This window comes from Demequina subtropica, from assembly GCF_000971235.1.
In the GTDB taxonomy this organism is placed as follows: Bacteria; Actinomycetota; Actinomycetes; order Actinomycetales; family Demequinaceae; genus Demequina; species Demequina subtropica.
Map to the genome: position 1 here is coordinate 64,582 of NZ_BBMB01000004.1, position 21,972 is coordinate 86,553.

A 21,972-nucleotide genomic window follows, 5' to 3' on the forward strand; every position below is an offset into this window, starting at 1 on the left:
ACCGAGCATCGTGCGCACGCCTCTACCCTTGTCGGGTGAGTGCTGAGGCTGATGTCATCGTGATCGGAGCCGGGCCGGGCGGTGCCGCCGCGGCCCGCTACCTGGCTGCCGAGGGGTTCTCCGTGATCGCCCTCGAGAAGACCCGCTTCCCGCGCGAGAAGGTCTGCGGCGACGGCCTCACGCCGCGCGCGGTGCGCGAGATCAACCTCATCGGGCTGCCGACGCCGCGCGAGGAGGGCTGGATCCCCAACCACGGCCTGCGCATGGTCGGCGGCGGTCACCGCCTCGAGTTCCCGTGGCACGACCTCGAGAGCTTCCCGAACTACGGCCTGTCGCTGCCGCGCGCGCAGTTCGACCACCGCCTCGCCGAGCACGCGCGCGCCGCGGGTGCCGAGGTCCGCGAGGGCTGGCACGTCGAGTCGGTCATCCGCGACGAGCGCCAGGACGGCTACGCCGGCGGCGGCCGCGTGGTCGGCGTGATCGCGCGCGAGACGGACGAGCGCGGGCGCAAGGTCGGCGAGCCGACCGAGTTCCGCGCGCCCCTGGTCATCGCCGCGGACGGCGTGAGCGCGCGCATCGCGCTGGGCCTCGGCATCGAGCGCAAGGACAACCGCCCGCTCGGCGTCGCGGTCCGCACGTACTTCACCACCCCCCGGCACGAGGAGGAGTGGATGGAGGGCCACCTCGAGATCTGGGACGGCGAGCGCGGGCGCTCGAACCTGCTCCCGGGCTACGGGTGGATCTTCCCGCTGGGCGACGGCACCGCCAACGTGGGCCTCGGCACCCTCAGCGCGAAGGGCACCCCGCCCAAGCTCGACCACCGCGCGCTGCTGCGCGACTGGCTCGACCACTCGGCCGAGGACTGGGAGCTCGGCGAGCAGGTCGGCGACATCAAGGGTGCCGCGATCCCGATGGCCTTCAACCGCCAGCCGCACTACGTCCCGGGGATGATGCTCGTGGGCGACTCGGGCGGCATGGTGAACCCGTTCAACGGCGAGGGCATCGCCTACGCGATGCAGGCCGCGCGGCGCGCCACCGAGGCCGCCGTCGCGTGGCGCGACGCGACGGGCGCGCGGGACCAGGAGGCCGCGCTGGCGAGCTATGCCCGGATGATGAAGGACGATCTGGGCGGCTACTACTCGCTGGGACGCGTGTTCGCCTCGCTGGTCGAGCATCCGACCGTCATGAAGGTGTGCACGCGGTACGGACTTCCTAGTCCTTTGGTCATGGAATTCACGTCTAGACTGCTGGCAGATGTCTACGAGCCGCATGGCGGCAACTGGGCCGACAAGCTGCTGTCCGCCCTGACTCGGGTCGCTCCGGCGGCCTGACGGCATCGGCGACCTCGAGGAAGACGGAAGGAATCTCCGGTGAATCCGTACGTGCCGATCATCGTGATGATGGTGATCGCGGGACTGCTGGCAGGGGCCGGCCTGTTCGTCAGCTCGATCCTCGGGCCCAAGCGCGCGAACGCCGCGAAGCTCGACCGCTACGAGTCCGGCCTGCAGCCCACGCCCGGCGCAGCCGGCGGCGGTCGCATCCCGATCAAGTACTACCTGGTCGCCATGACGTTCATCGTCTTCGACATCGAGGTCGTGTTCCTGTACCCGTGGGCCGTCGCGCACGACGCGCTCGGCTGGTTCGGGCTGATCGCGATCATGACCTTCCTCGCCCTCATCACGATCCCGTTCGTGTACGAGTGGCGCCGTGGTGGATTCGAGTGGGACTGAGGCACTGACACATGGGTATTGAGGAGAGCGCTCCCCCGTTCATGCTCGGCATGGTCGAGGACTTCGTGGGCTTCATGCGCGCGGGCTCGCTGTGGCCGGCCACGTTCGGCCTCGCGTGCTGCGCGATCGAGATGATGGCGACGGGCACCCCGCGCTTCGACATCTCGCGCATGGGCTCCGAGGTCTTCCGCGGCTCGCCGCGCCAGGCCGACATGATGATCGTCGCGGGCCGCGTGTCCAACAAGATGGCGCCCATCGTCCGCCAGGTCTACGACCAGATGGCCGAGCCCAAGTGGGTCATCTCGATGGGCGTGTGCGCCTCGTCGGGCGGCATGTTCAACAACTACGCAATCGTCCAGGGCGTCGACCACATCGTCCCCGTGGACATCTACCTGCCCGGCTGCCCGCCGCGCCCGGAGATGCTCCTCCACGCGCTGCTGGAGCTCCAGGAGCAGGTCAAGAGCACCCCCATGGGGCGCAACCGTCGCGAGATCGCCGCCGCCGCCGAGGCCGCCGCGCTCACCGCGACCCCCACCTCCGACATGAAGGGCCTGCTGCGTTGAGCGACTCCCAGGACCTCACCGGCACCGGGGCCCCGCAGGGCGGCCCCCAGCCCGGCGACCGCGACCAGATCACGCTCATCAACGTCCGTCAGGGCCAGTTCGGCGCGCAGGGCGACACCTCGGGCTTCGACGGCCTGGTGCGCCCGGTGCAGATGCCGGGCGCGTCCGAGCGTCCCTACGGCGAGTGGTTCGACGGCGTCGTCGACGTCCTCGAGGAGCTCCTGGGCGACGATGCGGCGGCCGCCATCGAGCACGTGGTGGTCGACCGCGGCGAGCTCACGCTGCGCATCGCGCGCGAGCATCTGCTCGCGGTCGCGCAGCACCTGCGCGACGACCAGGACCTGCGCTTCGAGATGTGCCTCGGTGTCTCGGGCGTGCACTACCCGGCCGATGCGGGCCGCGAGCTGCACGCCGTGTACCCGATGCAGTCGATCACGCACAACCGCCGCCTCCGCCTCGAGGTCGCGGTGAGCGAGGCCGACCCGCACATGCCGTCCATCGTCTCGGTCTACCCGATGAACAACTGGCACGAGCGCGAGACCTGGGACTTCTTCGGCATCGTCTTCGACGGCCACCCCTCGCTCGCCCGCATCGAGATGCCGGACGACTGGGTAGGCCACCCGCAGCGCAAGGACTACCCGCTCGGCGGCATCCCCGTGGAGTACAAGGGCGCGGAGATCCCCTCGCCCGACAACCGGAGGCAGTACCGATGACCCAGACTGCACCGCACGCCACCGGGGCCTTCACGGACGACCCGGACGCCCCCGAGTACAGCGCCTACGGCGGCGACTGGAGCGAGATCGCTGACGAGGCCGCCCGCCTGGGCCAGCAGCGCATCGTGGTCAACATGGGCCCGCAGCACCCGTCCACGCACGGCGTGCTGCGCGTCATGCTCGAGATCGAGGGCGAGACGGTCACGGAGACCCGTGCCGGCATCGGCTACCTCCACACGGGCATCGAGAAGAACATGGAGTACCGCACCTGGACCCAGGGCGTGACCTTCTGCACCCGCATGGACTACGTCGCGTCCATGTCGCAGGAGCTGGTCTACTGCCTCGGCGTCGAGAAGCTGCTAGGCATCACCGACGACGTCCCCGAGCGCGCGAACGTCCTGCGCGTCCTCATGGCCGAGCTCACGCGCATCGGCTCCCACCTGGTCGCGGTCGGCACCGGCGGCAACGAGATGGGCGCGACCACGGTCATGACCACCGCGTTCATCGCGCGCGAGGACACCTTCCGCGTCATCGAGATGATCTCGGGCCTGCGCACCAACAACGCGTACATCCGCCCGGGCGGCGTCGCCCAGGACGCGCCCGAGGGCGCGGTCAAGGCGATCCGCGAGATGATCCCCAAGGTCAAGCAGAAGCTCGACGAGCTCGTCGACCTCCAGCTCGCCAACCCGATCTTCAAGGGCCGCCTCAAGGGCGTCGCGAACCTCGACCTCGCGGGCTGCATGGCGCTCGGCGTGACCGGCCCGATCCTGCGCTCCGCGGGCCTGCCGTACGACCTCCGCAAGTCGGAGCCGTACTGCGGCTACGAGACCTACGACTTCCAGGTGCCCACCAGCACGGACGGCGACGCGTACTCGCGCGTGGTGCTGCGCCTCGAGGAGTGCTACGAGTCCCTCAAGATCGTCGCCCAGTGCGCCGACCGCCTCGAGGCGAGCGAGGGCGAGCCCGTCATGGTCGCGGACAAGAAGATCGCGTGGCCCGCGCAGCTCTCGGTCGGCTCCGACGGCCAGGGCAACTCGCTGGACCACATCCGCCACATCATGGGCGAGTCCATGGAGGCGCTGATCCATCACTTCAAGCTGGTGACCGAGGGCTTCAAGGTCCCCGCCGGCCAGGTGTACTCGGCGATCGAGGGCCCCAAGGGCCTGCTGGGCGTCCACCTCGTCTCGGACGGCGGCACCAAGCCGTGGCGCGCGCACTTCCGCGACCCGGGCTTCAACAACCTTCAGGCGCTGGGCATCCTCACCGAGGGCGGCCAGGTCGCCGACGTGGTGGTCGCCATCGCCACCATCGACATGGTGCTGGGAGGCGTCGACCGATGACCTACGACGAGACCACGCTCGCGCAGCTGACCGAGGACGCGGCCGCGATCATCGCGCGCTACCCGGTCAAGCGCTCCGCGCTGCTGCCGATGCTCCACCTGGTCCAGTCCGTCGACGGCTACGTGAGCCCCGACGGCATCCAGTTCTGCGCCGACCAGGTCGAGCTCACGGCCGCGGAGGTCTCCGCGGTCGCGACGTTCTACACGCAGTACAAGCGCCGTCCCAACGGCGAGTACCAGGTGGGCGTGTGCACCAACACGCTGTGCGCCGTCATGGGCGGCGACCGCATCTGGGACGAGCTCTCGGAGCACGTCGGCGTGGGCCACGACGAGACCACCGAGGACGGGAAGATCACCCTCGAGCGTCTCGAGTGCAACGCGGCGTGCGACAACGCCCCGGTGATGATGGTCAACTGGGAGTTCTTCGACAACCAGACCCCCGAGTCCGCCAAGCAGGTCGTGGACGACCTGATCGCGGGCAAGGACGTCGCCCCCACGCGCGGCCCCGCCAAGGTGTGCTCGTTCAAGCAGGTCTCCCGCGTGCTCGCGGGCTTCGACGACGGGCGCGCGAACGAGGACCAGGGTGCCGGAGAGGCCGCCTTGGCCGGCCTCGAGGCCGCGAAGGGCCAGGGCTGGACGGAGGGCGCGAAGTGACCACCACGCTGACACCGGTGCTGACCGCCACCTGGGGCGCGGACCAGTCCTGGAGCCTCGACACCTACACGAAGGCCGGCGGCTACGCGCCGCTGAAGAAGGCCCTCGGCATGGCGCCCGGCGACCTCATCCAGGCGGTCAAGGACTCCGGCCTCCGCGGCCGCGGAGGCGCGGGCTTCCCGACCGGCATGAAGTGGGGCTTCCTGCCCCCGGACGACGGCAAGCCGCGCTACCTCGTGGTCAACGCCGACGAGTCCGAGCCGGGCACGTGCAAGGACATCCCGACGATGCTCCAGGCGCCGCACGCGCTGGTCGAGGGCGTCGCGATCACGTCCTTCGCGATCGGCTGCAACCACGCCTTCATCTACATCCGCGGCGAGGTCGCGCACGTCCACCGCCGCATGCAGCAGGCGGTGCGCGAGGCGTACGAGGCCGGCCACCTGGGCAAGAACATCCACGGCAGCGGCTTCGACCTGGACGTCACCGTCCACTCGGGCGCCGGCGCCTACATCTGCGGCGAGGAGACCGCGCTCCTCGACTCGCTCGAGGGCCGCCGCGGCCAGCCGCGCCTCAAGCCGCCGTTCCCCGCGGTCGCCGGCCTGTACGCGCGCCCGACCGTGGTCAACAACGTCGAGTCGGTGGCGTCGGTGCCGTCGATCATCGGCAACGGCGTCGAGTGGTTCACCGCGATGGGCACCGAGCGCTCGAAGGGCATGGGCATCTTCTCGCTGTCCGGTCACGTGAAGCGTCCCGGCCAGTACGAGGCGCCGCTGGGCATCACGCTGCGCGAGCTCCTCGAGCTCGCCGGCGGCATCCGCGAGGGCCACGAGCTCAAGTTCTGGACCCCCGGCGGATCGTCCACCCCGATGTTCACCGCCGAGCAGCTGGACACCCCGCTCGACTACGAGGCGGTGGGCGCCGCGGGCTCGATGCTCGGCACGCGCGCGCTGCAGATCTTCGACGAGACCACGTGCGTGGTCCGTGCCGTCACGCGCTGGACCGAGTTCTACAAGCACGAGTCCTGCGGCAAGTGCACGCCGTGCCGCGAGGGCACGTTCTGGCTCACCCAGATCCTCAAGCGGATCGAGGGCGGCCGGGGCACCGAGGCCGACATCCAGCAGCTGCTCGACACGTGCGACTCGATCCTGGGACGCTCGTTCTGCGCGCTCGGCGACGGCGCGACCTCGTCGATCAACTCGTCCATCAAGCTGTTCCGCGAGGAGTACGAGGCCCACGTGACGCAGGGCGGATGCCCGTTCGATCACGCGGCGTCGGCACTCTTCGAGTACTCCGACACGCCCGCCACCGAGGAGGCGCACGCATGACCGCGACCGCGGACAAGCCGGCAACGGAGGCCGTCGAGACCGTCACGCTGACCATCGACGGCACCGAGGTCACGGTGCCCAAGGGCACGCTCATCATCCGCGCGGCGGAGCAGATCGGGATCGAGATCCCGCGCTTCTGCGACCACCCCGCGCTCAAGCCCGCGGGCGCGTGCCGCCAGTGCCTGGTCGACGTCGCGTCCCCGGGGCCCGACGGCAACCTGCGCGCGTTCCCCAAGCCGCAGCCCTCGTGCGCGATGACGGTCACCCCCGGCATGGTGGTGAACACGCAGCACACCTCCGAGGAGGCGGACCGCGCGCAGAAGAGCGTGATGGAGCTGCTGCTCATCAACCACCCGCTCGACTGCCCGGTGTGCGACAAGGGCGGCGAGTGCCCGCTCCAGAACCAGGCGATGAGCCACGGCCGCCCCGAGACGCGCTTCGTCGACGTCAAGCGTGTCTTCGAGAAGCCGCTGCCGCTCAGCTCGGAGATCCTGCTCGACCGAGAGCGCTGCGTCCTGTGCCAGCGCTGCACGCGCTTCTCCAAGGAGATCGCGGGCGACGCGTTCATCGACCTCCAGAACCGCGGCGCGCAGCAGCAGATCGGCACGTTCGACGAGGACGTGCTCGACTTCGACGGCTACCGCCCCGTGGGCGCGGCCACCGTCGACGAGGCCGGCAAGGCCTTCTCCTCGTACTACTCCGGCAACACGGTGCAGATCTGCCCCGTGGGCGCGCTCACCTCCGCGGCCTACCGCTTCCGCTCGCGCCCGTTCGACCTGGTGTCCTCGCCGGCGATCTCCGAGCACGACTCGTCGGGCTCCGCGATCCGCATCGACCACCGCCGCGGCCAGGTGCTCCGTCGCCTCGCCGACAACGACCCGGTGGTCAACGAGGACTGGATCTCCGACAAGGACCGCTTCGCCTTCGCGTGGCAGAACCTTTCCGACCGCATCACGCGCCCGCTGGTGCGCAAGGACGGCGAGCTGGTCGAGGCCTCGTGGCCCGAGGCCCTCGCGGCCGCGGCCGCCGGCATCAAGGCCGCGACGGCGGCCGATGCCGAGGGCGCGGCGCGCGGCGCCGCCGTCCTGGTGGGCGGTCGCGTCACGCTCGAGGACGCCTACGCCTACCAGAAGCTCGCGCGCGTGGTGCTGGGCACCAACGACGTCGACGCGCGTGCGCGCGCCGTGAGCGACGAGGAGCAGGCCTTCCTCGGCTCGCAGGTCGCGGGCACGGGCCTGGGTGTGACCTTCGGCGAGCTCGAGAAGGCCCCGACCGTGCTGCTGGTCGGCTTCGAGGCGGAGGACGAGGGCGGCGTGGTGTTCCTGCGCCTGCGCAAGTCGCTCGGCCGCCAGCAGGTGGTCGCGGTCGCGCCGTACCTGTCGCGCGGAGCCCAGAAGCTCGGCGCCTCGCTGGTCGAGGCCGTCCCCGGCCGCGAGGCCTCGGCCCTGGCCGACCTCCCCGAGGGCGTCCGCGACGCGATCTCCCAGCCCGGCGCGGTCATCGTGCTGGGCGAGCGCGTGGCCGAGGCCGCCGGCGCCTTCGTCGCCGCGCTCGACCTCGCATCGTCCACCGGTGCCCGCCTCGCGTGGATCCCGCGCCGCGCGGGCGAGCGTGGTGCCGTCGAGGCGGGCGCGCTTCCGGGCCTGCTCCCGGGCGGTCGCGCGGCGACCGCCAAGGGCGCCCGCGAGGCCGTCGCCAAGGCATGGGGCGTCGACGCGCTTCCCACCGCCAAGGGACGCGACACCAACGCGATCATCGAGGAGGCCGCCGAGGGCGGCATCGGCGCGCTGATCGTCGGCGGCGTGAGCGCCTCCGACCTCACGGGCGATGTCGCGACCGCGCTCGAGCGCACGGGATTCGTGGTCTCCCTCGAGGTCCGTCGCAGCGAGATCGCGGAGGCCGCGGACGTGGTGCTGCCCGTCGCGCCGCCGTCGGAGAAGTCCGGCACGTTCGTCAACTGGGAGGGTCGCCTGCGCAGCTTCGCCACGGCGATCCGCACCGACGCGATGTCCGACCACCGGGTGCTCGACCTGCTCGCCCGCGAGTGGGGCGTCGAGCTCGGCACCGCCACGGTCGAGGCTGTCAACGCCGAGCTCGCGGCCCTGGGTGCCGCGGCCGACGCCGAGCGCCCCGCGGGCCCCAAGGCCCGCGCCGCCGGCAAGGCCCGCACCAAGAAGGGCACGGCCGTGCTCGCGACCTGGCACCAGCTGGTCGACGAGGGCGCGCTGCAGGAGGGCGAGCCCTACCTCGCCGGCACCGGTCGGGTCGCGGTCGCGCGCATGTCGCAGGCCACGGCCGATGCGATCGGCGCCACGGCCTCCGTCGCGGTGTCGACCGACGCGGGCAGCATCGAGCTGCCCGTGGTGGTCACCGACATGGCCGACGGCGTGGTGTGGGTGCCCGCCAAGTCCCCCGGCTCCTGGGTGGCGCGCGACCTTCGCGCGACCGCCGGCGCCGTCGTCTCCGTGAAGGGAGCCGCATGATGGCCGTCCTGCCCGCGTCCACGGTCCCCGTGGCGGAGGCGCTGGCCGCCGACCCGCTGTGGCTGGTCATCGTCAAGGCCGTGCTGATCGTCGTCTTCCTGCTGACCTCCGTGCTGTTCGCGGTGTGGTTCGAGCGCCGCGTGATCGGCCGCCTGCAGGAGCGCCCCGGACCGAACCGCCTCGGCCCGTTCGGCCTGCTCCAGTCGGTCGCGGACGCGATGAAGCTCCTGTTCAAGGAGGACATCACCGTCCGGGCCTCGGAGAAGATCCTCTACATCGCGGCGCCGATGATCTCGGTGTTCAGCGCGCTGCTGATCTTCTCGGTGATCCCCTTCGGCCCCGTGACTCACATCCCCGGCACCGACATCGAGACTGCGCTGCAGCTCACGGACTTCCCGGTCGCGGTGCTGTTCATCCTCGCGTGCGCCGCGGTGGGCGTGTACGGCATCGTGCTCGGCGGCTGGGCCTCGGGCTCGACGTATCCGCTCATGGGTGCGATCCGCTCGACGGCCCAGGTGATCTCCTACGAGCTCGCCATGGGCCTCTCGCTCGTCACGGTGTTCCTGCTGTCGGGCACCATGAGCACGTCGGGCATCGTCGAGGCGCAGACCGACCGCTGGTGGATCTGGCCGCTGTTCCCGGCGTTCATCCTCTATGTCATCTCGATGGTCGGCGAGACCAACCGCCTGCCCTTCGACCTCCCCGAGGCCGAGGGCGAGCTGGTCGCCGGCTTCATGACCGAGTACTCGTCCATGAAGTTCGCGTGGTTCTTCCTCGCCGAGTACATGAACATGATCAACGTCTCGGCGGTCGCCTCGACGCTGTTCCTGGGCGGCTGGCACGCCCCGTGGCCGGCCTCCTGGCCCGGCCACGAGCTCCTCAACACCGGCATCTTCCCGCCGCTGTGGCTGATCGCGAAGATCTGGCTGCTCATGTTCGTGTTCGTGTGGATCCGCGGCTCGGTGCTGCGCTTCCGCTACGACCAGTTCATGAAGTTCGGCTGGAAGGTGCTCATCCCGGTGGGCCTCGGCTGGGTGGTGTTCTTCGCCGTGGGCCGCGCGGCCTTCGACCACTACAACCGCGACCTCAACGTCTACGACGCGGTCGCCGGGCTGATCGCCATCCTCCTGGTCGTCGCGGTGTGGAGCTTCGTCTCCGACGCGCAGGCCAAGGCGGAGGAGGGCGCCGACGAGGACGCCGAGCCCGAGGTGCTCGACGCGTTCGCGGGCGGCTACCCCGTCCCGCCGATGCCGCACCAGGTGCTTCCCCCCTCGCCGCGTTCGGGCCGCACGGTCGACGCGCATGTCGGCTCACGAGAGGAGGACTCCGAGTGAGCGGGTCCGACGACGTCTGGAAGGTCAACCGCGAGCGCGACGGCGAGCGCGAGACCTTCGAGTCCAACTTCCCCAAGCGCGGGCCGTTCCTCGAGGCGCTCGCGCCCGTGGCCGGCTTCGGCGTCTCCCTGAGGAACTTCTTCCGTCCCACCGTGACGGAGCAGTACCCCAAGGTCAAGGTGCCGACCATGCCGCGCTACCACGGCCGGCACCAGCTCAACCGTCACCCCGACGGCCTCGAGAAGTGCATCGGCTGCGAGCTGTGCGCGTGGGCGTGCCCCGCAGACGCGATCTACGTCGAGGCGGACTCCAACACGCCCGACAACCAGGTCAGCCCCGGCGAGCGCTACGGCCGCGTCTACCAGATCAACTACCTGCGCTGCATCTTCTGCGGCCTGTGCATCGAGGCGTGCCCCACGCGTGCGCTCACCATGACCAACGAGTACGAGCTCGCCGGTCCCACGCGCGAGGGCCTCATCTACGAGAAGCAGGACCTTCTGGCCCCCATGGGCAAGAACATGCTCGCGGCGCCGCACCCGATGGTGCCCGGCACCACCGACGGCTCCTACTACCGCGGCGAGGTCACCGGCCCCGTCGAGGAGCAGGTGGAGTGGGTGCGCGAGCAGCGCCCGGACGATGCGACGCTCCCCGAGAACCGCGGCAAGGCCCCGGTCGAGGACGATGCGCCGCACCAGGTCCGCTACACGTCGCCGCAGCACGCGGCCGGCGCCATGAGCAGCGCACGCGTCGGCTACTCGGGCGGGGGTCAGATCTGATGGTCAACCCCGTCCTGTTCTGGATCATCGCCGCGATCACCGTGATCCCGGCGCTGTCCCTGCTGTTCGCCCGCAAGGCCGTGCACGTCGCGATGTCGATCGTGCTCGTCATGGTCGGGCTCGCCACGGCGTACGTCACGCTGGGCGCGCCGTTCCTGGGCATGGTGCAGATCGTCGTCTACACCGGCGCGGTCATGATGCTCTTCCTGTTCGTGCTCATGCTGGTCGGCGTCGACCAGCGCGAGGACCTCAAGGAGACCATCGTCGGCCAGCGCTGGATCGGGCTGTTCACGGCCGCCGGCCTGGGCGCCTTCCTCGTCTCGATCGTCGGTCGCGTCACCATCGCGGTGTCCGACGCCCCGGTGACGGGCGAGCCCGACGTCGTCGCGGTCATGCTCTTCGAGAAGTACGTGCTCGTGATCGAGGTGCTGGGCTTCCTGCTCATCACCGCGGCGGTCGGCGCGCTGGTGCTCACGCACACGCCGCGACTGCGCCCGCGGCGCACCCAGCTCGAGGTCCAGCGCGACCGCGTGCGGGTGGGTGCCGACCCGGTCAACAAGCCCATGCCGGGCGTCTACGCGCGTCACAACGCGCTCGACGTGCCCGCTCTCGACCCTGAGGGTCAGCCGATCGATCACTCGGTCTCCCGCGTGCTCAAGATCCGCAACCAGACCCAGGACGGCGCAGAGTTCCGCGCCCAGCTCGAGGACCCGTCGCGCAAGGAGGGCGACCGCTGATGGACCCCATCAACTTCGTCATCCTCGCGAGCGTGCTGTTCGCGATCGGCGCGGCAGCCGTGCTGCTGCGCCGCAACGCGATCATCGCGTTCATGGGCGTCGAGCTCATGCTCAACGCCGCGAACCTCGCCCTGGTGGCCTTCTCCCGCATCCACGGTGAGATCGACGGGCAGATCATGGCGTTCTTCGTCCTGGTCGTCGCCGCGGCCGAGGTCGTGGTGGGGCTCGCGATCATCATCGCCGTGTTCCGCGCGCGCCAGACCATCTCGCTCGACGAACCCGCTGAGCTGAAGGGCTGACCATGCTTGATCTCACCTGGCTCCTCATCGCCGTGCCCTTGGCCAGCAGCGCGTTCCTGCTCCTGGGCGGCAAGCGCCTCGACCCGTGGGGTCACTGGGTCGGCGTCGCCGCCTCGGGCACCGCGTTCCTGGTCGGCCTCGTCGCGCTCATCCAGATGCTCGGCCTCGACTCGCACGACCGCTCGCACGCGGTCCACCTCTTCTCGTGGATCCCCGGCGGCGAGCTCAACCTCGACGCGGGTCTCCTGGTGGACCCGCTGTCGATGACGTTCGTCATGCTCGTGACGTTCGTGGGCACGCTCATCCACCTGTACTCGGTGGCGTACATGGAGCACGACCCCTCGCGTCGTCGCTTCTTCGCGTACCTCAACCTCTTCGTCGCGGCGATGCTGCTGCTGGTCCTCGCGGACTCGTACCTGCTGCTGTTCGTCGGCTGGGAGGGCGTGGGCCTCGCCTCGTACCTGCTCATCGGCTTCTGGAACCACAAGCCCGAGTACGCGACCGCCGCCAACAAGGCGTTCGTGGTCAACCGCGTCGGCGACATGGGCCTCATCATCGCGATGGGCCTCATGTTCACGTACTTCGGCGCGCTCGACTTCGAGAGCGTGTTCGCGGCCGCGGACGGCGCGACCACCGCGCAGCTCACCGCGATCGGCCTCGCGCTGCTCGTCGCGGCGTGCGGAAAGTCGGCCCAGTTCCCGCTGCAGTCCTGGCTGGGCGACGCGATGGCGGGCCCGACCCCCGTGTCGGCGCTCATCCACGCCGCGACGATGGTGACCGCGGGCGTGTACCTCATCGTCCGCTCGGCTCCCATCTACGCGGGCGCCCCCGCCGCGCAGACCACGGTCGCCGCGATCGGTGCCTTCACGCTCATCCTGGGCGCGCTCATCGGCATGGCGAAGGATGACATCAAGAAGGCGCTCGCCGCCTCGACCATGTCGCAGATCGGCTACATGATGCTCGCCGCGGGCCTGGGGCCGATCGGCTACGCCTTCGCGATCTTCCACCTGGTCACGCACGGCTTCTTCAAGGCCGGCATGTTCCTCGGTGCGGGCTCCGTGATGCACGGCATGAACGACCAGGTCGACATGCGCCGCTTCGGCGCGCTGCGCACCGCGATGGTCACCACCTGGGTCACGTTCGGCCTGGGCTGGCTCGCGATCCTGGGCGTCCCGCCGTTCTCCGGCTTCTGGTCCAAGGACAAGATCATCGAGGCCGCCTTCGTGGGCGAGGGCGCTCAGCCCTGGATCCTCGGCGGCGCCGCGCTCATCGGTGCGGGCCTCACGGCCTTCTACATGTCGCGCCTGTTCTTCATGACGTTCCACGGCAAGGCGCGCTGGACCGACGACCAGCACCCGCACGAGTCGCCGGCCCTCATGACGGTGCCGATGATCATCCTCGCGGTGGGCTCGGCGTTCCTGGGCCTGTTCCTCGCGATGGGCGACCGCTTCTCCACGTGGCTCGAGCCGGTGACCGGCCACGCCGAGCACCACGAGCCCGTGCTGCCGGTGCCGGTCATCATGATCGCGACGCTCGTGCTGGTCGCGCTCGGCGTGTGGGCGGCCTGGCGCAAGTACGGCGCGGCCGACGTGCCCGAGGTGGCCCCCGCGGCATCGCTCGCGACCATCGCCGCGCGCAACGACATGTTCCAGGACTCGGTCAACCGCGGCGTCTTCGAGCGCCCCGGCACCCACCTCACGCGGACGCTCGTGTACGCCGATGCGGCGCTCGTCGACGCGGCCGTCGACAAGACGGCCGGCGGCTGGGCGCGCACCGGAGAGTCCGTGCGCAAGACGCAGAACGGTCAGGTGCGCTCGTACGCGCTGACCATGCTGGTGGGCCTTGTCATCGTCATCCTCGTCGTGGTCCAGGGGGGTCTCTAAACCATGTTCCCGATCCTGACCGTCATGGTCGCGCTCCCCGCCGTGGGAGCCGCCGTGCTGTGGGCGCTGCCGTCGGGCGCGCGTGAGCGGGTGCGCGAGATCGCGCTCGGCATCACGGTGCTCGAGCTCGCGCTCGCCGTCGCGCTGTTCCTGCAGTTCGACACGGCCACCGCCGGGGAGATCCAGTTCTCCGAGACCTACGCGTGGATCCCGCAGATCGGCGCGAGCTGGGCGCTCGGCGTCAACGGCATCGGCCTCCTCATGGTCGTGCTCGCCGCGCTGCTGACGCCGCTCGCGATCCTCGCGGGCTGGTGGGAGGACCGCGACCCGGCCCGCCGGACGCACTACCTCGCGCTCGTGCTGCTGAGCGAGGCGTTCATGGTCGGCATCTTCGCCGCCCGCGACGTCTTCCTCTTCTACGTGCTGTTCGAGGCGATGCTCATCCCGCTGTACTTCCTCATCGGCTCGTTCGGCGGCCTCCAGCGCCGCTACGCCGCGGTGAAGTTCCTCCTGTACTCGCTCGTCGGCGGGCTCATCATGCTCGTCGGCGTCGTCGCGCTGTACTTCCAGGGTCCCGGCGGCGAGGAGGCGTTCCTCACGGACAACCTCACCGCCCTCGACATGTCGGCGTCCACCGAGCGGCTGATCTTCCTCGCGTTCTTCTTCGCCTTCGCCATCAAGGCGCCGATGGTCCCGCTGCACACGTGGCTGCCCACGGTCGCCGAGAACGCGCGCCCGGGCACCACCGCGCTGCTGGTCGCCGTGCTCGACAAGATCGGCACGTTCGGCATGCTCACGCTGTGCGTCGCGCTGTTCCCGGAGGCGGCCGAGTGGGCCGCGCCGGTCATCATCGTGTTCGCCGTGATCTCCGTGATCTACGGTGCGCTGCTCGCGATCGGGCAGCGCAACATGCTGCGCCTGGTGGCCTTCACCTCGGTGAGCCACTTCGGCATCATGGTGCTCGGCATCTTCGCGTTCACGCAGACCTCGGTCGAGGGCGCCGCGCTCTACATGTTCAACCACGGTCTCTCGACGGGAGCGCTGTTCTTCGCGGTCGGCTTCCTCATCCACCGCCGCGGCACCGCGGACGTCACCGAGTACGGCGGCCTCCAGAAGGTGGTGCCGGTCTTCGCGGGCACGTTCCTGGTCATCGGCCTGAGCGCCCTCGCCCTTCCCGGCCTGTCGCCGTTCATCTCGGAGATCATGGTGCTCGTCGGGGCGTTCTCCGTCGCCAAGGCCGCGGTGATCGTCGCGACGCTCGGCGTGGTGCTCGCGGCGCTCTACGTGCTGCTGACCTACCAGAAGGTGTTCACCGGACCGGTGCCCGAGGCCCGGCCCACGTTCCGTGAGCTCACGCGCCGCGAGCGCGTGGTGCTGTGGCCCCTGATCGCGCTGATGCTGGTGCTCGGCTTCCTGCCGGGCATCGCGATCGACGTGCTCAGCGAGCCCTCGGCCGACATCGTGTCGACCGTTCCCGTTCAGGAGGCAGGCGAGTGAGCTTCGTGACCCCCGAGATCGCATGGGCGCCGCTCGCGCCCCTCATCATCGTGCTCGGCGCGGCGGCCGCAGGCATCCTGGTCGAGTCCTTCGTGAGGACGCCCGAGCGTCGCCGCGTCGCGCAGCTCACCCTGGCGCTGGCGGCTCTGCTCGCCGCCTTCGGCACCGCCGTGGTCCAGTGGGCCATGCTCGACGGCGCGGGCACCGTGGTGCTTGCGGACATGATGACCGTCGACCGTCAGGCGCTCGCGTGGCAGGTCCTCATCCTGGTGTTCGGCGTGCTCGGCACGCTGCTGTTCGCGTCCCGTACCCGCGCCGGTGAGGAGGCGTTCACGCCGCTCGGCTCGGTCGCGCCCGGCTCCACCGAGGAGACGATCGCGCGCCGCAAGGGCTTCCAGGTGACCGAGGTCTTCCCGCTCGCGCTGTTCGCGGTGGGCGGCATGATGCTCTTCACCGCGGTGACGGACCTCATCTTCCTGTTCGTCGCGCTCGAGGTCTTCTCGCTGCCGCTGTACATCCTGGTCGCGCTCGCGCGCCGCCGTCGCTTCCTCTCGCACGAGGGCGCGCTCAAGTACTTCCTGCTCGGCGCGTTCTCCTCGGCGATCCTGCTGTTCGGCGCCGCGTTCCTCTACGGCGCGACCGGCACCACCGCGTACGCAGGCGTCGCCGCCGGGATCGCGTCCGCGACCGGGCTGGACCCGCTCATCCTCGCCGGCGCCGTCATGGTGATCGTCGGCCTGATGTTCAAGATCGGCGCCGTGCCGTTCCACTCGTGGACTCCGGATGCCTACCAGGGCGCGCCGACCCCGGTCACCGCGTTCATGGGTGCCGCGACCAAGGCCGCCGCCACTGCGGCGCTCATCCGCGTGGTGTACGAGGCGCTCTACGCGCTCGAGTGGGAGCTGTCGCTCCTGTTCTGGATCGTGGCGATCGCCTCGATGCTGCTCGGCACCGTGGTCGCGCTGGTCCAGACGGACCTCAAGCGCATGCTCGCGTACTCGTCGATCGCGCACGCGGGCTTCATCCTCGTGGCGTTCGCGGGCTTCCCGGACGGAGCGCTCAGCGCGCTTCCCTTCTACCTCGCCTCCTACGGTCTCGCGACCATGGGTGCGTTCGCCGTGATCTCGCAGGTCCGCGAGCGCGCCGAGGACGGCACGGTGCTCGGCGAGGCGACCCGCCTGGGCCAGTGGGCCGGTCTCGGGAAGCGCTCGCCGCTGCTCGCGGGCGCGATGGCGCTGTTCCTGCTGTCGTTCGCGGGCATCCCGCTCACCGCGGGCTTCGTCGGCAAGTTCGTCGCGTTCGCCGCGGCGATCTCGTCGGGCGCGTGGCCGCTCGTGCTCATCGCGGTCGTGGCCTCGGCCGCCGCGGCGTTCTTCTACGTGCGCCTCATCGTGCTGATGTTCCTCACCGATGTGCCCGAGGGCCAGGAGGACGCGATCGAGATCGAGTTCAGCCCGTACGCGCGCACGGTGGTGATCCTCACCGCCGCGGCCGTGCTGCTGCTCGGCATCGTGCCCGGACCTGTGCTGTCCGTGTTCGAGAACGCGGGCGTCCTCCTGCTGGGGGCGGCGGGCTAGCCCATGGCGACCCTGGCGATCGGGAACGATGCGCTCGAGGCGGAGCTGCTGCCGCGCCTCGAGCTCGTGGAGGAGCGCCTGCGCGACGCCGTCTCGCAGTCCGACAAGCTCGCCGACACCACGTCGCGCCATCTGGTCGACGCGGGTGGCAAGCGGCTGCGGCCCGTCCTGACGCTGCTGTGCGCCCAGCTGGGCGACGGTGCGCGACCCGAGGTGCTCGACGCCGCCGTGGTGTGCGAGCTGACGCACCTCGCGACGCTTTATCACGACGACGTCATGGACTCCGCGCCCACGCGTCGCGGCGCGCCCTCCGCTCATGAGGTGTGGGGCAACTCCGTCGCGATCCTCACGGGTGACCTGCTCTTCGCGCGCGCCTCGCGCGTGGTGGCGGGGCTGGGTCCCGACGCCGTGCGCATCCAGGCCGAGACCTTCGAACGCCTGTGCCTGGGACAGCTGCACGAGACCGTGGGCGCGTCCGAGGCGGACGACCCGATCGCGTTCTACCTCCAGGTGCTCGCGGACAAGACGGGCTCGCTCATCGCGACCTCGGCGCGCCTCGGCGCGATGTTCGGCGGCTGCCCGGCCTCCGTGGTGAGCCAGGTCACCGCGTACGGCGAGGCGGCCGGCGTGGCCTTCCAGCTCGCCGACGACGTCATCGACGTGCGCTCCGACGCCGCCACGACGGGCAAGACCCCCGGCACGGATCTGCGCGAGGGCGTGCCCACCATGCCCGTGCTGCTGCTCCGTCGCCTGGTCGCCTCGGGGTCCGCCTCGGAGGCCGACGTCGCGCTGCTCGCGGACATCGACGGCGACCTGTCCTCCGATGACGCCCTCGCCTCCGTGGTCGAGCGGCTCGCCGCGCACACCGTGGTCGACCAGACCGCGGAGCTTGCGCAGCAGTGGGCGCGCAAGGCGAAGGACGCGATCGCGCGCCTGCCTGAGGGCGACGCATCGGGTGCGCTGCGCACCTTCGCGGACGCCCTGGTCGCCCGCGCGGCCTAACCCCGCTGACACTCCCAACGGATCTCGCGGCGACACGCCGTCGGAACCCGTGCATCGTGCCCGGATCCCCGGCGTGTCGGGCCGAGTTCCGTTGGAACTGTCAGGACCTGCACCAACGTTTCGCGCGCCACCTCCGTTCAGGAGGGTGAGGCGGTTGAGGGATCGAGGGGGGACGCCGGTGGCGCGATGGGACGGGCTCGTCGAGGAGCTGATGCGAGAGCGAGGGGCTCGTCTCATCGCGTACGCCGCACTGCTGGTGGGGCGCGATGGCGACGCCGAGGACCTGGTGCACGATGCGCTGGTCAAGGTGTTCTCCCGGCCCCGCCGTCTGCACTCGGTGGGCGAGGCCGAGGCCTACGTGCGCTCCGCGATGCCGAGCATCGTCATCGATCGCGCCCGCTCCGCCGCGAGCCGGAGACGCGCCCTGGACCGGGCGTACGAGAGGCCGTCCCGCACGCCGGATGTCGATGCCGGCCTCGACGTCCGCCACGCGTTGCGCCAGCTGAGCCCGCGGACCCAGGTGTGCGTGGTGCTGCGCTTCTTCGACGACCTCACGGTGCCGCAGATCGCGGCGCGGCTCGGGATCGCCGAGGGCACCGTGAAGAGGTATCTGCACGATGCGGTGGCGCAGCTCGCGCCGCTGCTGGACGTCACCACGGACTGGGATGAGGACCACGCGAACGTGCTGGTCGAGGCGCGGACCGAGGGAGGCCGATGATGCGCGAGCTGAACGATGCGTTGCGTGAGGGGTTCGCCGCTCATGCCGGCGCTCTCGACGCCGCGGGCGTCGATGACGCGATCGCCGCGCGCGCGGCGGGTGCCGTGCGGCGCCGGCGTGCCCGCCGTGCAGTGGGCACCGGCGTCGTCGGGGCAGCCGCTGTCGGCGCGGTCGGCGTGGCAGCCGTCGCCGCGGGAGGGGAGCCCGCCGTCGTCCCTGCGGCGTCGGCCTCCGCTTCGAGCTGCGCCACGCTGCCGTACGTCGCGCCGAACGCCGCGGCGATCGGCGACACGCCGTACGCGTTCCGCGCGTACATCGACCTGCGCACCGATGCCGCCGAGCAGTCGGTCGTGGTGGTCCTTCCGGACGGGACCTGGTCGAGGCTCGAACCGGACGCACAGGGGCGCTACCTCTACGTGCTCGACGGACAGAGATACATCGTCGTGTGGCCGGATCAGGGACCCAGCTTCGAGGACAAGGCCATGGTGGTCGATCACGACACCGATGGCTCTGCATCGGGCGACGACTGGGACGGCGCGACACCTGTGATCGACGACTACGCGTGGACCATGGAGATCCCGGACCGGGTTCCGGACGGGGTGGACACCGCATGGCTGTCCTCGACGCTCCGCACCGGCATGGACCTGGGCGGCATGGGGTACAGCTCGAGCGCGGTGCCCGACGGCGCGGTGACCCAGGCCGTGGTGATGGGTCCGGGCATGGAGACGGTCACCTTCATGGGAGACGGCTCCGCGTTCCCACCCGCGGAGCAGCCCGAGCTGGTGGAGTCGATCGCCCTGAAGGTGACCAACCTCCCTGGGGGCGAGACGTTCACCATCACGGCGACCCGTGACGCGGCGGGGATGCTGGACGTCCCCTGCGTGGATCCTGCGGACCAGGTGGAGCCGGACACCAGCGCGATCGAGGACTGGGAGCCGGGCATCATCCCCGGCAGCTCGCCGTCGCCGGACGCGTCGATCGCCGCGTCGACGGTCCGGCCCTGACAGCCACAACGGAGCCCGCGGCGACACGCCGTCGGAACGCGCGCATCGTGCCCGGATCCGCGGCGTGTCGCGCCGGATTCCGTTGTCGCTGTCGGGGGAGGGGAGCGGGGGTCAGACCGGCTCGGTTACCGCGCCGGACTCGGCGGCACGGGGATCTCGCACCCGCGACCGCGCCCGCCACGAGTCGACGGTGATGAGCACCAGCGCGACCCACACGAGCGCGAAGCCCGCCCACCGCGCGGGCGGCATCGGCTCGTGGAAGTACCAGACGGCGAGCGCGAACGTCATGGTCGGCGCGATGTACTGGAGCAGCCCCGAGATGTTGAGCGGCAGGCGTCGCGCGCCCGCCGCGAAGACGATGAGCGCGCCCGCGGTCCACGTGCCCGTGCCGAGCAGCATGACGTCGTGCCACACGCCGAGCCCAGGCTCGCCCCGAGCGAAGAGCGTCTGATCCCCAGCCTGAGCGACCAGCACCAGCACCACCACGGCGATCGGGAGCTGGATCGCGGTCTCGACGGTGAGCCCCGTGAGCGCGTCCACGCGATGCCCCACGGCCTTCTTGATGAACGAGTACAGCCCGAACGAGGTCGCGAGCACCAACGAGATCCACGGCAGCCCGCCCATCTCGACCGCGAGCACCACCACGGCCGCCGCGGCCACGCCGATCGCGACCGCCTGGAGCCGTCGCAGATGCTCGCGCAGGAACACCACGCCGAGCGCCACGGTGAGCAGCGGGTTGATGTAGTACCCGAGGGAGGTCGAGGCGACGCGATCGGTCACCACCGCGTAGACCATCACTCCCCAGTTGACCGCGATGAGCAGCGACGCCGCGACCAGGCGCACCATCACCTTGCGGTCGCGCACCACGGACATCACACGCGACCATCCGCGGATCACGGCGACGATCGCGAGGCACACCACCAGCGAGGAGATCGCCCGCCACGCGACGATCTCGAGCGCCCCGGCCGGCTCGAGCGCCGCCATGAAGATGGGGAACAGCCCCCAGATGAAGTAGGCCGATGCGCCGTAGGCCAGACCGCGGCGGTCGAGGGAGGTGGGGGTCACCGCACGATTCTGCCAGGCGCTGGCCCCCGCTCAGCAGGGCCAGCGGCGCGCGACTGGCCCCGAGCGGTCAGAGGCCGATGCGGTGGGCGAGGCTGCTGAGCATGTCGCCGGGGCCCGCGAGGATGCCGTCGTCCCGCAGGTGCAGCGTGGTGAGGACCGGGGTGCCCGGCTCCACCAGGTCGTCGGCGGATCCCCAGGCGAGCTCGTCCGAGGCGACGCGGATGGTGACGAGCGACTGGTCGCCCGCCTCCTCGACGTCCATGGCCGACACCTGCCCGGTCAGCACCGTCGAGTCGGGCAGGCGGATGTCCACCTGAGCGACATCGGTGATGCGGCCGAAGTCGAGCGTGCTCACCAGGTAGTCCGCCTGCACGTACAGCGTGTTCATCTCCGAGATGGTCGCGACCGGCGAGCCCTGCCATGCGTAGCTGCCCTGCCCGACCGGCAGCGCCGTGACGATGCCGGGGACGCTCGCGCGGACCGTGAGGGTCCCGTCCTTCGAGATGCCGCCGCGGCCCGCCGTGAGGAGGCCTTCGGCGAGGTCCCGCTCGAGCGCCGTCGAGGTGATGACCAGCAACGGGTCGCCGATCGCGACGACATCGCCGACCGCGACGTGCAGCTCCGACACCAGGCCCCCGTAGTCCGTGCCGACGGGGTGCTCGATCGCGTGGATCGACGCGGAGATGCTGTCGACGCGGTGCTCTCGCTGGTTGAAGATCACGGTCCCGACGAGGCCGATCAGCAGCACGCCGACGAGGCCGAGGCCGAACCGCATCCGGTTGATCCAAGACATGGGCGAATCCTCCTGTCAGCCGCGGTGCGGGGGCTCGGCGGGCGGGCGGGCGACGATGGTGTCGGGGTGCAGATGCTCGTGCGGCGCGGCCGGGTAGCCGGGCTGGCCGTAGGGCTGGGCTCCGTACTGCTGCGGGTAGCCCGGTGCGTACGGCTGCTGCGGGTACGCCTGCGGCGGGTACCCGGGCTGCTGCGGGTAGCCGCCGGGGTACGGGTGCTGGGGGTAGTCCTGCGGTCCGTATCCGGGCGGCGGGTATCCGGGCTGCTGCGGGTAGCCGCCGGGGTACGGCTGCTGCGGGTAGCCCGGCTGCTGCGCGTAGCCCTGCTGTGCGTAGGGCTGCGACGGATGACCTCCGTGTGCGTACCCGGGCGGCGGATACCCGGGCTGCTGCGGGTAGCCGCCGGGGTACGGCTGCTGGGGGTAGCCCTGCGGTCCGTACCCGGGCGGCGGGTACCCGCCCTGTCCGCCCGAGGCGGGCCC

Annotated in this window: 20 protein-coding genes and 1 pseudogene; 18 read left to right on the plus strand and 3 right to left on the minus strand. The window is 70.7% G+C overall.

What is annotated here, in order from left to right; all coding sequences use genetic code 11:
- The first annotated feature begins 35 nt into the window (after positions 1-35).
- The 18 genes and pseudogenes from AOM06_RS03935 to AOM06_RS04020 all read left to right on the plus strand — a co-directional run bounded on the left by AOM06_RS03935 (position 36) and on the right by AOM06_RS04020 (position 19,634).
- Positions 36-1,331 carry a geranylgeranyl reductase family protein gene (locus AOM06_RS03935; RefSeq protein ID WP_062303105.1) on the plus strand — a complete coding sequence of 432 codons (1,296 nt, stop codon included), beginning with the start codon at positions 36-38 and terminating at the stop codon, positions 1,329-1,331.
- A 39-nt stretch (positions 1,332-1,370) separates the two neighbouring features.
- Positions 1,371-1,730, plus strand: a complete 360-nt coding sequence (locus AOM06_RS03940; protein WP_082105297.1) for an NADH-quinone oxidoreductase subunit A — start codon at positions 1,371-1,373, stop codon at positions 1,728-1,730.
- An 11-nt stretch (positions 1,731-1,741) separates the two neighbouring features.
- Complete coding sequence (locus tag AOM06_RS03945) at positions 1,742-2,293, plus strand: NADH-quinone oxidoreductase subunit B (RefSeq protein ID WP_062303108.1); 552 nt, start codon at positions 1,742-1,744, stop codon at positions 2,291-2,293.
- Complete coding sequence (locus tag AOM06_RS03950) at positions 2,290-3,006, plus strand: NADH-quinone oxidoreductase subunit C (RefSeq protein WP_062303110.1); 717 nt, start codon at positions 2,290-2,292, stop codon at positions 3,004-3,006. Before AOM06_RS03945 ends, AOM06_RS03950 begins: the two co-directional genes overlap by 4 nt.
- On the plus strand, positions 3,003-4,346 hold the full coding sequence (locus AOM06_RS03955) for an NADH-quinone oxidoreductase subunit D (protein ID WP_062303113.1): 1,344 nt from the start codon (positions 3,003-3,005) through the stop codon (positions 4,344-4,346). The genes AOM06_RS03950 and AOM06_RS03955 overlap by 4 nt, the downstream gene beginning before the upstream one ends.
- Positions 4,343-4,984 (plus strand): annotated as a pseudogene (gene nuoE, locus AOM06_RS03960) (NADH-quinone oxidoreductase subunit NuoE); the annotation flags it as partial. The gene AOM06_RS03955 and the pseudogene nuoE, both read left to right, overlap by 4 nt.
- 11 nt (positions 4,985-4,995) lie before the next feature.
- Positions 4,996-6,324 carry an NADH-quinone oxidoreductase subunit NuoF gene (gene nuoF, locus AOM06_RS03965; RefSeq protein WP_062303120.1) on the plus strand — a complete coding sequence of 443 codons (1,329 nt, stop codon included), beginning with the start codon at positions 4,996-4,998 and terminating at the stop codon, positions 6,322-6,324.
- Entirely contained in the window at positions 6,321-8,807 is a 2,487-nt protein-coding gene (locus AOM06_RS03970) for an NADH-quinone oxidoreductase subunit G (protein ID WP_062303123.1), read from the plus strand. Before nuoF ends, AOM06_RS03970 begins: the two co-directional genes overlap by 4 nt.
- Complete coding sequence (gene nuoH, locus AOM06_RS03975; protein ID WP_062303127.1) at positions 8,807-10,141, plus strand: NADH-quinone oxidoreductase subunit NuoH; 1,335 nt, start codon at positions 8,807-8,809, stop codon at positions 10,139-10,141. The genes AOM06_RS03970 and nuoH overlap by 1 nt, the downstream gene beginning before the upstream one ends.
- 107 nt (positions 10,142-10,248) lie before the next feature.
- On the plus strand, positions 10,249-10,917 hold the full coding sequence (gene nuoI / locus AOM06_RS03980) for an NADH-quinone oxidoreductase subunit NuoI (RefSeq protein WP_228372855.1): 669 nt from the start codon (positions 10,249-10,251) through the stop codon (positions 10,915-10,917).
- Entirely contained in the window at positions 10,917-11,654 is a 738-nt protein-coding gene (locus AOM06_RS03985; protein WP_062303130.1) for an NADH-quinone oxidoreductase subunit J, read from the plus strand. Before nuoI ends, AOM06_RS03985 begins: the two co-directional genes overlap by 1 nt.
- Complete coding sequence (nuoK, locus tag AOM06_RS03990; protein ID WP_062303132.1) at positions 11,654-11,953, plus strand: NADH-quinone oxidoreductase subunit NuoK; 300 nt, start codon at positions 11,654-11,656, stop codon at positions 11,951-11,953. The genes AOM06_RS03985 and nuoK overlap by 1 nt, the downstream gene beginning before the upstream one ends.
- A gap of 2 nt (positions 11,954-11,955) precedes the next feature.
- Complete coding sequence (gene nuoL, locus AOM06_RS03995) at positions 11,956-13,836, plus strand: NADH-quinone oxidoreductase subunit L (protein ID WP_062303134.1); 1,881 nt, start codon at positions 11,956-11,958, stop codon at positions 13,834-13,836.
- A gap of 3 nt (positions 13,837-13,839) precedes the next feature.
- On the plus strand, positions 13,840-15,333 hold the full coding sequence (locus AOM06_RS04000; protein ID WP_062303137.1) for an NADH-quinone oxidoreductase subunit M: 1,494 nt from the start codon (positions 13,840-13,842) through the stop codon (positions 15,331-15,333).
- Positions 15,330-16,910 (plus strand): NADH-quinone oxidoreductase subunit NuoN, encoded by a 1,581-nt coding sequence (nuoN, locus tag AOM06_RS04005; protein ID WP_062303139.1) that lies wholly within the window; start codon positions 15,330-15,332, stop codon positions 16,908-16,910. Before AOM06_RS04000 ends, nuoN begins: the two co-directional genes overlap by 4 nt.
- Before the next feature lie 3 nt (positions 16,911-16,913).
- Entirely contained in the window at positions 16,914-17,912 is a 999-nt protein-coding gene (locus AOM06_RS04010) for a polyprenyl synthetase family protein (protein ID WP_062303142.1), read from the plus strand.
- A gap of 178 nt (positions 17,913-18,090) precedes the next feature.
- Positions 18,091-18,630 (plus strand): RNA polymerase sigma factor, encoded by a 540-nt coding sequence (locus AOM06_RS04015; RefSeq protein ID WP_062303144.1) that lies wholly within the window; start codon positions 18,091-18,093, stop codon positions 18,628-18,630.
- Positions 18,630-19,634, plus strand: a complete 1,005-nt coding sequence (locus AOM06_RS04020) for a hypothetical protein (protein WP_156163577.1) — start codon at positions 18,630-18,632, stop codon at positions 19,632-19,634. Before AOM06_RS04015 ends, AOM06_RS04020 begins: the two co-directional genes overlap by 1 nt.
- Before the next feature lie 111 nt (positions 19,635-19,745).
- Here AOM06_RS04020 and rarD read toward each other — a convergent pair whose 3' ends face one another.
- From rarD to AOM06_RS14925, 3 genes are all read right to left on the minus strand, one after another.
- Positions 19,746-20,699, minus strand: a complete 954-nt coding sequence (gene rarD, locus AOM06_RS04025; protein WP_062303149.1) for an EamA family transporter RarD — start codon at positions 20,697-20,699, stop codon at positions 19,746-19,748.
- 67 nt (positions 20,700-20,766) lie between these two features.
- Positions 20,767-21,492 carry an HlyD family efflux transporter periplasmic adaptor subunit gene (locus AOM06_RS04030; RefSeq protein WP_062303151.1) on the minus strand — a complete coding sequence of 242 codons (726 nt, stop codon included), beginning with the start codon at positions 21,490-21,492 and terminating at the stop codon, positions 20,767-20,769.
- Positions 21,493-21,507: 15 nt separating this feature from the next.
- A partial coding sequence (locus tag AOM06_RS14925; RefSeq protein WP_228372847.1) for a hypothetical protein occupies positions 21,508-21,972 on the minus strand: 465 nt, incomplete at its 5' end.

What these genes read in the sequence shown, in the direction of transcription:
- AOM06_RS04020 (WP_156163577.1), top strand. Translation starts at nt 18,630, where the DNA reads ATGCGCGAGCTGAACGATGCGTTGCGTGAGGGGTTCGCCGCTCATGCC.
- AOM06_RS04010 (WP_062303142.1), top strand. Translation starts at nt 16,914, where the DNA reads ATGGCGACCCTGGCGATCGGGAACGATGCGCTCGAGGCGGAGCTGCTG.
- AOM06_RS03955 (WP_062303113.1), top strand. Translation starts at nt 3,003, where the DNA reads ATGACCCAGACTGCACCGCACGCCACCGGGGCCTTCACGGACGACCCG.
- nuoH (WP_062303127.1), top strand. Translation starts at nt 8,807, where the DNA reads ATGGCCGTCCTGCCCGCGTCCACGGTCCCCGTGGCGGAGGCGCTGGCC.
- AOM06_RS04000 (WP_062303137.1), top strand. Translation starts at nt 13,840, where the DNA reads ATGTTCCCGATCCTGACCGTCATGGTCGCGCTCCCCGCCGTGGGAGCC.
- AOM06_RS04030 (WP_062303151.1), bottom strand. Translation starts at nt 21,492, where the DNA reads ATGTCTTGGATCAACCGGATGCGGTTCGGCCTCGGCCTCGTCGGCGTG.
- AOM06_RS03945 (WP_062303108.1), top strand. Translation starts at nt 1,742, where the DNA reads ATGGGTATTGAGGAGAGCGCTCCCCCGTTCATGCTCGGCATGGTCGAG.
- AOM06_RS03970 (WP_062303123.1), top strand. Translation starts at nt 6,321, where the DNA reads ATGACCGCGACCGCGGACAAGCCGGCAACGGAGGCCGTCGAGACCGTC.
- AOM06_RS03985 (WP_062303130.1), top strand. Translation starts at nt 10,917, where the DNA reads ATGGTCAACCCCGTCCTGTTCTGGATCATCGCCGCGATCACCGTGATC.
- nuoK (WP_062303132.1), top strand. Translation starts at nt 11,654, where the DNA reads ATGGACCCCATCAACTTCGTCATCCTCGCGAGCGTGCTGTTCGCGATC.
- nuoL (WP_062303134.1), top strand. Translation starts at nt 11,956, where the DNA reads ATGCTTGATCTCACCTGGCTCCTCATCGCCGTGCCCTTGGCCAGCAGC.